Source organism: Hymenobacter sp. BT559, from assembly GCF_017571525.1.
GTDB classification, from domain to species: domain Bacteria; phylum Bacteroidota; class Bacteroidia; order Cytophagales; family Hymenobacteraceae; genus Hymenobacter; species Hymenobacter ginsengisoli.
The window spans coordinates 120,640-130,681 of the sequence record NZ_JAGETY010000015.1 but is presented as its reverse complement, the minus strand read 5'-3'; the positions used below and the strand labels follow the sequence as shown (position 1 = coordinate 130,681).

At 61.8% G+C, this 10,042-nt stretch carries 8 protein-coding genes; 6 read left to right on the top strand and 2 right to left on the bottom strand.

Features of this window, described 5'->3' with window-relative positions; translation table 11 throughout:
• A partial coding sequence (locus tag J4D99_RS18470; protein ID WP_304607919.1) for a carbonic anhydrase occupies positions 1 to 269 on the top strand: 269 nt, incomplete at its 5' end.
• A gap of 24 nt (positions 270 to 293) precedes the next feature.
• Here the strand turns inward: J4D99_RS18470 and J4D99_RS18465 are convergent.
• Together J4D99_RS18465 and J4D99_RS18460 are read right to left on the bottom strand one after the other, a co-directional pair.
• On the bottom strand, positions 294 to 1,466 hold the full coding sequence (locus J4D99_RS18465) for an acyltransferase family protein (protein WP_208133217.1): 1,173 nt from the start codon (positions 1,464 to 1,466) through the stop codon (positions 294 to 296).
• A 16-nt stretch (positions 1,467 to 1,482) separates the two neighbouring features.
• Positions 1,483 to 2,640, bottom strand: coding sequence for an acyltransferase family protein (locus J4D99_RS18460; RefSeq protein ID WP_208133216.1), 1,158 nt, complete (start codon positions 2,638 to 2,640; stop codon positions 1,483 to 1,485).
• An 80-nt stretch (positions 2,641 to 2,720) separates the two neighbouring features.
• On the opposite strand from J4D99_RS18460, the gene J4D99_RS18455 reads away from it, so the two are divergent.
• The 5 genes from J4D99_RS18455 to J4D99_RS18435 all read left to right on the top strand — a co-directional run bounded on the left by J4D99_RS18455 (position 2,721) and on the right by J4D99_RS18435 (position 10,041).
• Complete coding sequence (locus J4D99_RS18455) at positions 2,721 to 3,638, top strand: DUF3078 domain-containing protein (RefSeq protein ID WP_208133215.1); 918 nt, start codon at positions 2,721 to 2,723, stop codon at positions 3,636 to 3,638.
• A 54-nt stretch (positions 3,639 to 3,692) separates the two neighbouring features.
• Positions 3,693 to 5,693, top strand: coding sequence for a TonB-dependent receptor plug domain-containing protein (locus J4D99_RS18450; RefSeq protein ID WP_208133214.1), 2,001 nt, complete (start codon positions 3,693 to 3,695; stop codon positions 5,691 to 5,693).
• A gap of 142 nt (positions 5,694 to 5,835) precedes the next feature.
• Positions 5,836 to 6,759: an EamA family transporter gene (locus J4D99_RS18445; protein ID WP_208133213.1), complete on the top strand. Its 924-nt coding sequence runs from the start codon at positions 5,836 to 5,838 to the stop codon at positions 6,757 to 6,759.
• A 181-nt stretch (positions 6,760 to 6,940) separates the two neighbouring features.
• Entirely contained in the window at positions 6,941 to 7,381 is a 441-nt protein-coding gene (locus tag J4D99_RS18440) for a hypothetical protein (protein ID WP_208133212.1), read from the top strand.
• Positions 7,382 to 7,473: 92 nt separating this feature from the next.
• The gene (locus J4D99_RS18435; RefSeq protein WP_208133211.1) at positions 7,474 to 10,041 is read left to right on the top strand and encodes a type IA DNA topoisomerase; all 2,568 of its coding nucleotides are present in this window, start codon (positions 7,474 to 7,476) and stop codon (positions 10,039 to 10,041) included.
• Position 10,042: the final 1 nt, after the last annotated feature.

Below are 10,042 nucleotides of genomic sequence, written 5' to 3'. Positions count from 1 at the left end.
GCCGCCTCGTCGAGCTCAACGTGATGGAGCAGGTGCGCAACCTGGCCAAGACCAATATCATCCAGAACGCCTTGCGCGGCGACAAGCCCCCGCGCCTGCACGGTCTCGTCTACGATATCGCCGATGGCGTGCTCAAAGACCTGAACACTGATGGCCGGGAAGTGGTAGAAGAATTGGAGCACATCTACGGCACTGAGGCGCCGCCCGAGGCCGATGACGATGCCAACTCATACGAAGGGCCCCAGGAAGACCCATCTCAGACAGTATAAGTGCGCTAAGCGCGCGCAAATATGTTATACACGACCCGGTCGCTGAGTCAGCGGCTGGGTCGTTGTGCTTGAGCGGCCCACCGTGCGGGCCAGCAGCCAGCGGTGCACTGGCCGCTCGAAAAAGCGGTAGCACAGCTCGGCCAGCAGGGCCGTGGCCAGTAGCTGCAAAAAAATGTGCCGGCCCCAGCCGAAGGTGTCGTGCCACCACACGCTGAACAGCCCCACGTGCAGCAGGTAAAAGGAATACGAGCGCTTGCCAGCCTCATCCATAAAAGGAGTAGCTAGCCAGGTCCGAAACCAAGTGCGCTCGGCTAGCAGTCCCGCCAGCAGCAGGGTCATGCTTATCGGAAATACAACGATATTCAGGATGATAGTCGAGGGGTAAAGATTCCCGTCATAGGGCGTCTGGGGCGAGTCAATATAAGCCAGGATGGCAACGGTAAGCGCCACGGCTAAGGCCCCGCTTAAGGTGCGCCAAGGCCAGCCGCTAGCCTCCCCACTGGGCCGCCCGCCCCACCAGCGCGCCAGCCCCACGCCGAGCACAAATTCAAATACCCGCCCGAAAAACGTGAAGTTGAACAAGTGGTGATAAGTGCCAAAAAAGCCGTGCAGCGCGGGCCGGCCCTGACACACCGCCGTGAGCAACAGACCTATACTCAACATTGCCAGGGCAAAGCCCACGGCGCCCAGAATGCCGCGCCGCTGCCACAGCAATAGCAAAAACGGCAGCGAGACGTAAAAGCATTCTTCGGGCGTGAGCGACCAGCCTGGCGGCACCCCCACGTACTTCAGGGTATTGGAAAAGCCCCGTAGCATGGTTTCGCTCAAGAAAATGAGTATTAGAGAATTAACTAGCTTGCCAGCCGGAATGGGCCAGTACACCCGGGCCAGGGCCGCCGTATTGAGCAGCAGATAGGTAGGGTAGATGCGCGCCGCCCGCTGCCAGAAGTAGGCCCACCACCAGCTCTTGGTAAAGCGCACACTCTGCTGGTAGCGGTGGGCGATGGCAAAGCCGCTGAGCACGAAGAACATACTCAGAGTTATATAAAACGCCGTGGCAATACGGTCTGCCAGCTCGGGTGTGCCTAGCGGCCGGAAATGCACGAAGAAAACCAGGAAGGCTCCCAAGGCCCGAATGCCCGTTAGGGCTGGGTAGTAAGCGGTGGTAATGGGGCGTGCGAGCGTGGACGAAGGCATTGTATGCAGAGAAAAATTAGAAGGAAGTAGCGCCGGCCCGGGTGCGGGCCAGCAGCCAGCGGTGCACCGGCCGCTCGAAAAAGCGGTACCCTAGCTCGGCCAGCAGCACCGTGACTAAAAATTGTAGTCCCACATGGCGGCTCCAGCCAAACCGGCCCTGCCACCACAGGCTGAGCACGCCGATGTGCAGCAGATAAAAGAAATACGAGCTGCGCCCCAACGCCTGCAAAAGTGGTGTGGCCAGCCACGCTCGCAGCCAGCTGCGCTCGGCCAGCAGCCCGGCCAGCAGCAGCGCTACGCCCCCCGGAAACACTATGATATTGAGCATGATGGCCGGTGGGTATACCGTGCCCTCGTACCAAGGCCGCGGCGAGTTGAAGCTAGCCAGCCCGGCAATGGTGCCCAGTATAATTAAGCTCCCAGCCAGCGTGCGCCAAGGCCAGCCGCTAGCCTCCCCACTGGGCCGCCCGCCCCACCAGCGCGCCAGCCCCACGCCGAGCACAAATTCAAATACCCGCCCGAAAAACGTGAAGTTGAACAAGTGGTGATAAGTGCCAAAAAAGCCGTGCAGCGCGGGCCGGCCCTGACACACCGCCGTGAGCAACAGACCTATACTCAACATTGCCAGGGCAAAGCCCACGGCGCCCAGAATGCCGCGCCGCTGCCACAGCAATAGCAAAAACGGCAGCGAGACGTAAAAGCATTCTTCGGGCGTGAGCGACCAGCCCTGGGGCAGGCCCACATACTTGAGGGTGTTCGAAAAGCCCCGCAGCAGGCTTTCGCTTAAAAACACGAGCAGCAACGTATTTCCAAGCTTGCCCGTTGGAATGGGCCAGTAGATGCGGGCCAGAATGGCCGTATTGAGCAGCAAATAGGTAGGGTAGATGCGTGCGGCCCGCTGCCAGAAATAGGCCCACCACCAGCGCACACTTAGCTGCACCCGCTGCTGGTAGCGCGTGGTCAGCACAAAGCCGCTGAGCACAAAAAACAAGCTCACGCCCACGTAAAGCTGCTTTGATAGAAGGAGCGGCCAGCCCTCACTGAGTGCCAGCGGCCGAAAATGATGGAAGAAAACCAGGTAGGCCGCCACGGCGCGCAGGCCCGTGAGGGCTGGGTAGTAGAGGGAGCGGGCCGGCGCGGCTGGCCCATTGGCGGCAAGGGTAGAGACGGACATGCAGCCGCAAAATAACGCGGGCCCGGCCGCGCTCCCGGGGCAGTCTGGTACTTTTGCTTCCATTCCCGATAGCCTGCCGGATGAAATTATCGCTTACGCTACTCCTTGGCCTGCTGGCCCCCAGTGCCGCCCTGGCTCAAACCACCCCGCTACCTGCGCTAGCCCCCGTGCCCGCCGATACCTCGTACTGGCGCACCAGCCTCAAGGCCGGCGTGAACCTCAACGAGGCCGTGGTGTCGGATAATTGGAAGGGCGGCGGGGCTACCTCACTAGGCCTCAGTACGCTCTTTAATGGGCAGGCGCACTACCTGCGCGGCCCGCGAAGCTGGGACAATGAGGCCGACTTCCTCTACGCCGGGCAGTACACGCGCGGCCAGGGCTACCGCAAAACCAACGACCGCCTGTGGCTCGATACCAAGTACGGCCACGCCCTCACGCCCAAGTGGGATGCGTTTGTGTCGCTGAATATGCTCTCGCAGTTTGCGCCCGGCTACGACTACTCGGGCGAGGTGCCGCGGCTGGTGTCGAGCTTCCTGGCCCCGGCCTACCTTACCAATGCCTACGGCTTTGAGTTTCACCCTAGCAAGCGGTTTTCGCTGCGGCTCTCACCCTTTGCGCCGCGCCTCACCATCGTGCGCGAGATGAGCCGCTTCCAGACCCTGCCCACCGACCAGGTGTACGGCGTGGCCCCCAACCACACCACGCGCTGGGAAATACTAGCCGCCCAGGTGCTGGCCAGCCTCGACCAGCCACTAGGCCCCAATGCCAACTTCAAGGCCCGCTACCTGCTCTTTACCAACTACGGCGCCTTCCGGCTGCGCGAGATAAATCATCGCCTCGACCTCACGCTCACGGCTAAGGTCTACGGCCTGCTGAGCGTTAATTTTCAGAGCACTGTGCTTTACCAGTACGACCAGGATAGCAATATTCAGTTTAGCCAGGGGCTGGGGCTAGGCCTGTTGCTGACGCGCCAGCGGCCGGCGGTAGTGGCCAAGTAGCCTGGGGCGGCGCGCTAGGGCCGGCGTAGCTTTGCGGAGCCATTTGCCCGTTTTATGCCCCGTTTTTTACCTGCTGTCTTTCTTTTCTCCACTGCGCTGCTAGCCCTCCCAGGCGCCGCTCAAGCCCAGCAGCCCACAGCCCCTGCCGATACTGCCCGCCAGCGCCAGCTAGACGAAGTAACCGTGTATGCTACCCGCCTCGGCCAGGTGGCGGGCCAGACCGGCCGCTACGTGACGGTGGTGCTCGGTAGCACCCTCAGCCGCTACCCCGTCACCTCGCTCGACGACCTGCTGCGCCTGCTGCCCGCCATGGAGGTGCAGAGCCGCGGCAACTTTGGCACGCAGGCCGATATCACGCTGCGCGGCTCGACCTTCAACCAAGTGCTGATTTTGCTGGATGGCATGCGGCTCAATGACCCGCTGACGGGCCACTTTGCCGGCTACTTTCCCATCACCCCGGCCGAGATTGAGCAGATTGAGGTGGTGCGCGGCCCCGGCGCGGCGCTCTACGGCCCCGATGCCGTGGGCGGCTTCATCAACATCGTGACCAAGACCTTCGCCGCCACGCACCGGCCCGATGGCACCGAGTTGGCCGGCACCTTCCTAGCCGGCGAGTACGGCCTGAAGAGCACTAATGCCGGCTTTTATGGCCAGGACAAGGGCCTGCGGCTGGCGGGCGGCATCCTCAACAACACGGCCAGCGGCCAGCTGCTCGACCTGCCCGGCGGCGGGCGCAACGACTTCAAGCTGAACACCTACTCGCTGTCGGGCGCGTATCAAATAAGCGAGAAATTCAGCGCGGCCGCCCGCGCCAGCTTCGACCGTCGCGACTACAACGCCCAGAACTTCTACACAACCGCTACCGCCGACCGCGCCCGCGAAACCACTGGCCGTGACTGGTACCAGGGCCAACTGCGCTACGAATGGAACGAGCGCGCCCGCACCGAGCTGCAAGTGGTAGGCACGGCCAGCACCGATTATTACCTCTACACGCCGACCTCGGTGGCCAGCGACCACCTCATGCACTACCTCAACGTGCAGGGCCAGCACCAGCTGGAGCTGTCGCCGAAAGCACGCCTGACCCTGGGCGGTCAGGCCGACCGTCGCGCCGTGCAAAGCAACGACCGCGGCGACCATGCCGTGTGGCACACCGGCGCCTTCGCCGTGGCCGGGCTAGCCCCCGCGCCGGGCCTGAACGTGACCGCCGCCTTGCGCCTCGACCACGACCAGAACTACGGTACTGAGGTGGTACCGCAGCTCAACGCCAGCCAGCAGGTGGGCGAAAAGCTGACCGTGCGCGGCGCCGTGGGCCGCGGCATTCGGGCTCCCAATTTTACCGAGCAGTACAACTCGGCCATCCGGCCGGGCATCGTGCCCAGCGGCTTCAACGTGGGCAGCCCCACCCTCAGCGCTGAGCGCACCTGGAACTACGAAGCCGGCCTCGACTACCAGCCCTGGCGGGCGCTCACACTGCGCGGCACCTACTTCAACCGCTACGGCAGCAACCTGATTGACTACGTGGCGGCCACCGGCAGCCAGGTTATCGAGACGACGGGCTTCACCAACATCAACCCCAACGGCAGCTACCGGCTGGCCGAAAACCTGTTTGCCGTGCGTACCCAAGGCATCGAAACCGAGCTCAGCAGCCGCGCCCAGCTAGCCCCCGGCCTGCGCCTCGATGGCAGCGTGAGCTACACCTGGGTGCACCTCGACGTGGCGGGCGATGTGCAGTCGCAGTACCTCTCCAATGTGGCCCGCCACCTCGTGACCGGCAATGTGAGCCTCACGCACCGGCGCTTCGCACTGGCCTTTGGTGGAGTATATAAGCAGCGCGCCGGCCAGCAAACGGTGGCCAGCGCCAGCACCAACTTTGCCGAGCTCACCCCGAGCTACGCCGTCTTCAACGCCCGCCTCGACCTGGCTTTGCTGCCCGAGCGCGTGTGGCTGGTGGGCCAGGCCCAAAATCTGTTTAATGCCAAATACTCGGACCTGCTAGGGGCCCAAATGCCCACCCGCTGGCTCATGGCCGGTGTGCGGGTGGCGCTGCGCAAGTAGCCCGCAATCAGGTAATCTACCGTCTTGTCATTGCGCGCCCCGCGAAGCAATCGCACCTGAACGAAACCCGCACGAGGCATTTAGGTACGACTGCTTCGCGGGGCGCGCAATGCCCGTTTTTTAAGGAATAGTCACTTAATATATGGCTAACCATCCTATTGCCAAGCATTCCCGCCTTCTGCTCATCTTGGCCTTCGCAGCCGTGTACCTGCTGTGGGGCTCCACGTACCTGGCCATTAAGTACGCCATTGTAACCATGCCGCCGCTGCTGATGGCGGGGGCACGCTTCGTGGTAGCGGGCGGCATTTTGGCGCTGGCCGGCCGCGCCTCGGCCGACTACGAAACGCCTACCCTGGCGCAGTGGCGCACGAGCTTTGTGGTGGGAGCTTTGCTGCTGGTGGGCGGCAATGGCATGGTGGTGCTAGCCGAGCGCGCGCTGCCGAGCAGCCTGGCGGCACTGCTGGTGGCCAGCGAACCCTTTTGGGTGGTGCTGCTGGGCTGGTGGTGGCTGGGGCAGCCGCGCCCCAGTGGCCGCGTGGTGCTGGGGCTGCTGCTGGGCTTTGCAGGCGTATACCTGCTGGTGGGCGAGCAGCTGATGGCCGGCGCGGGGGCTAGCTATGCGCAGCTGGGCGGCGTGGCGCTGGTGTTGCTGGCGGCGTTTAGCTGGGCGGCAGGGTCCATCTACGGGCTGCGCTCGCCGGTGCCTAAATCGGCAGTGTTGGCCTCGGGCTTGCAGATGTTGGCCGGCGGCAGTCTCCTGCTGGTGCTGGGCACAATTACCGGCGAGTGGCGCGGGCTGCACCCTAGCCAGTTCGGCCTGGCCGCCTGGCTAGGGTGGGGCTACCTCGTCGTGTTCGGCTCATTGGTAGCCTTCACGGCCTATAGCTGGTTGCTCAAGCACGCCCCGCCTGCGCGGGTGGCCACCTACGCCTACGTCAACCCCGTGGTGGCCGTGCTACTGGGCTGGGCTATGCTAGGCGAAAAGCTAACGGCCCAAATGCTGGTAGGGGCGGCTGTTATCGTAGGGTCAGTGGTGCTCATCACGAGCCAGCAAAAGAAGGGCTAGTCCTGACGATTCAAGTTTATTATTCTAAACAGCAGGCTTTACTTATAAGGATAATTTGGTGGTATATACTGTATAATAATTATTTATGAGCTGGATAGTCAGACCTTTAGTCTTTCAGCCACAAATAGGTAGCGTTAGAAATGACGGCGTACTTCGCCCCAGCAATCATCCTTTCTGCACTATGAAAAGCTTCATCAGTGTGGCCCTGTTGCTAGGCACCTGCCCGGTAAGTGCGCAGGTTTTGCGCCCAATAGCTAGGCCCGATTCCCTCACGGTGCCGCTGGCTACCTCGCCAGCGGCGCCCGATACGGTGGCGGCGCTGCACCGGCTGTTTGCGGCCCGGCGGCTGAGTATGAGAATAGCGACGCCATTCTTAGCAACCGTTGGCGCTGGGCTTTTAGGAGTGGGCACCCAGCCGCAAAATCCAATAAATAATTTGACTGGTCTAGTTGCAGGTTCTGCTTTAGGGATAGCTATTGCAGTGAGTTTTACCAGCGTTATGAAGTACAGCAAAAAGCATGAAGCGGAAGCACTCAAAAGTTTTGAAGACAAAAAGCTAGCTGCCGCTTTGCGGCGCGAATTGCGACCAGCTTACTTCCGACCGACTAAGGCCAATCCTTAAGTGCCGCACGGCCCGACCTTTTCGCAGCGTATTTTTGTTGATTCAGCCAGCCCGCTTTAGCAGGCGTATCAATTAAGTCAGTTGAATCTGCTATGAAAGTTTGCCTTGCCGAAAAGCCCAGTGTAGCCCGCGAAATAGCCCAGGTTATTGGGGCCGACCGGCGCATGGATGGCTACTATGAGGGCAACGGCTACCAGGTCACCTGGACGTTTGGCCACTTTTGCCAGCTTAAGGAGCCCGACGACTATCGTCCCGAGTGGAAGCGCTGGAGCCTGCACGACCTACCCATGATACCCGACCAGTTCGGCATCAAGCTCATGCGCCGCGACGATGGCGTGGTCAAGCAATTCAACACGATAAAGCGCCTGCTCGACGCGGCCACCGAAGTCATCAACTGCGGCGACGCCGGCCAGGAAGGCGAAGTAATCCAGCGTTGGGTTATTCACGAGGCCAAATGCCGCAAACCCGTCAAGCGCCTCTGGATTTCGTCGCTCACAGAAGAAGCTATTCGGCAGGGTTTCAACAACCTGCGCGATGGCAAGGAGTTCGATAGCCTGTACCAGGCCGGGCGCAGCCGCGCCGTGGGCGACTGGCTGCTGGGCCTGAACGCCACGCGCTTGTTTACCCTCAAATACACCACCTACGGCGACAAGCAGCTGCTGAGCATTGGGCGCGTGCAAACGCCCACGCTAGCCCTGCTCGTGGACCGCTACCACGAAATCCGCAACTTTAAGCCCGAGCCGTATTGGGTGCTGAAAACGGAATACCGCGGCACCACCTTCACGCGCATCAACACGGAGGCCGAGCAAAAGGAAGCCCAGGATGCGCCCGACGAGCAGAGCCGTCTGCGTGCGCTAGGCTACTTTGTGAAGGAAGATGAGGCCAACAAGGCCCTCGAAACCGTGCGCCCCGCGCCGCTCACCGTCACGAACGTCGAGATTAAGAAAGGGCGCGAATCGCCCCCGCGCCTCTTTGACCTCACTGCTTTGCAAGTGCAGTGCAACAACCAGCTAGGCCTCTCAGCCGAGGATACGCTCAAGATAGTGCAGGCCCTCTACGAGAAGAAGGCCGTGAGCTATCCGCGCGTCGATACCACCTTCTTGCCCGATGATATCTACCCCAAGATTCCGGGCATTCTGCGCGGTATCGGGTATTCAAACCTCACCGGGCCGCTGCTGGCCAATAAGATTCCGAAAACCAGTAAGGTATTTAATAATAACAAGGTAACCGACCACCACGCTATCATTCCGACCGGTAGCGGGGGGCCTAGCGGCGGCATGGAAAGCAGCGTGTACGACATCATCGTGCGCCGTTTCATTTCTGCCTTTTACCCCGACTGTGAGGTGAGCAACACCACCGTGCTGGCCGAGGCGGCGGGCTTCCTTTTCCGGGTGCGCGGCCGGCAGATTTTGAGCCCCGGCTGGCGCGTAGTCTACGGCGACCCTAGCCAGCAGGCCGCGCCCAAGCCCGCCGCCCCGGCCGGCGAAAAGGCCGCCACCGGCAACGACGATGACGACGTGGTAAGCACCGTGTTGCCAAGCTTCGTGAAGGGCGAAAACGGCCCGCACCAGCCGCGCCTCGAAAGCAAGATGACCCAGCCGCCTAAAGACTATACCGAGGCTAGCCTGCTGCGCGGCATGGAAACGGCGGGCCGCAACATCGACGACGATGAGCTGCGGCTAGCCATGAAGGAAAACGGCATTGGCCGGCCCAGTACCCGCGCTGCCATCATCGAAACGCTGTTTAAGCGCAACTACATCCGGCGCGATAAGAAGCGGATTTTGCCCACGCCCACCGGTGTGGAGCTCATTGGCCTTATCCGCAATCCTACCCTGAAATCAGCGGAACTCACCGGCCAGTGGGAGAAGAAGCTGCGTCAGATTGAGCGCAATGAGCTGCCTTCTGACCAGTTTTTGGAAGAGCTGAAGGGCCTGGTGCGCGAGATGGTGCAGGAAGTGAAAACCGACCGTAGCGGCCGGGCTGTGTCGGCCGGCAGCGCGGCGGTGGCCGCCGCACCAAGTGGGGGGGCTAGCTCGCCTGCTGCTAGCGGGCAAAAAGCGGCTAGCCCTGCTGCAGCTAAAACTGCGGCACCGGCGGCTAATGGCTTGGGCACGTGCCCGGCTTGCAAAACCGGCCATGTGCTGCGCGGCAAAACTGCCTTCGGCTGCGCGCGCTTCCGCGAAGGATGCCAGTTCCGGCTGCCTATCGAGATTTTGGGCAAGAAATTGAGCGACCCGCAAGTGAAAGCACTGCTGGCTAAGGGCCGCACGCAGCTTATCAAAGGCTTCGTGACGGGCGCGGGCGAGAAGCTAGACGGCGCCTTGGTGCTCGATGCCCGCCACCAATTTGAGCTGGTGCCGGCCGCCGAAAGCAAGCCCACTACGGCCACCGACCCTGGGCAGATTCCGTGCCCGGTGTGCAAGCTGGGCACCATGCTCAAGGGCAGCAGCGCCTTCGGCTGCTCGCGCTTCCGCGAAGATTGCCAGTTTCGGGTGCCCTTTGAGTGGGGTGGCAAGAAGCTCACGGATACCCAGCTGCGCCAACTACTGCGCCGCGGCGAAACGGGCGTTATCAAAGGCTTCCTCTCGGCCAAAACCGGCAAGAAGTACGACGCCGCACTCAAGGTAGAGGAAGGCCGCGTAGTGCCCGTGTTCGGGTAGG

Excerpts from the sequence above, each read along its gene's own strand:
- J4D99_RS18450 (WP_208133214.1), top strand. The coding sequence starts at position 3,693 with ATGCCCCGTTTTTTACCTGCTGTCTTTCTTTTCTCCACTGCGCTGCTA.
- J4D99_RS18445 (WP_208133213.1), top strand. The coding sequence starts at position 5,836 with ATGGCTAACCATCCTATTGCCAAGCATTCCCGCCTTCTGCTCATCTTG.
- J4D99_RS18460 (WP_208133216.1), bottom strand. The coding sequence starts at position 2,640 with ATGTCCGTCTCTACCCTTGCCGCCAATGGGCCAGCCGCGCCGGCCCGC.
- J4D99_RS18435 (WP_208133211.1), top strand. The coding sequence starts at position 7,474 with ATGAAAGTTTGCCTTGCCGAAAAGCCCAGTGTAGCCCGCGAAATAGCC.
- J4D99_RS18440 (WP_208133212.1), top strand. The coding sequence starts at position 6,941 with ATGAAAAGCTTCATCAGTGTGGCCCTGTTGCTAGGCACCTGCCCGGTA.
- J4D99_RS18455 (WP_208133215.1), top strand. The coding sequence starts at position 2,721 with ATGAAATTATCGCTTACGCTACTCCTTGGCCTGCTGGCCCCCAGTGCC.
- J4D99_RS18465 (WP_208133217.1), bottom strand. The coding sequence starts at position 1,466 with ATGCCTTCGTCCACGCTCGCACGCCCCATTACCACCGCTTACTACCCA.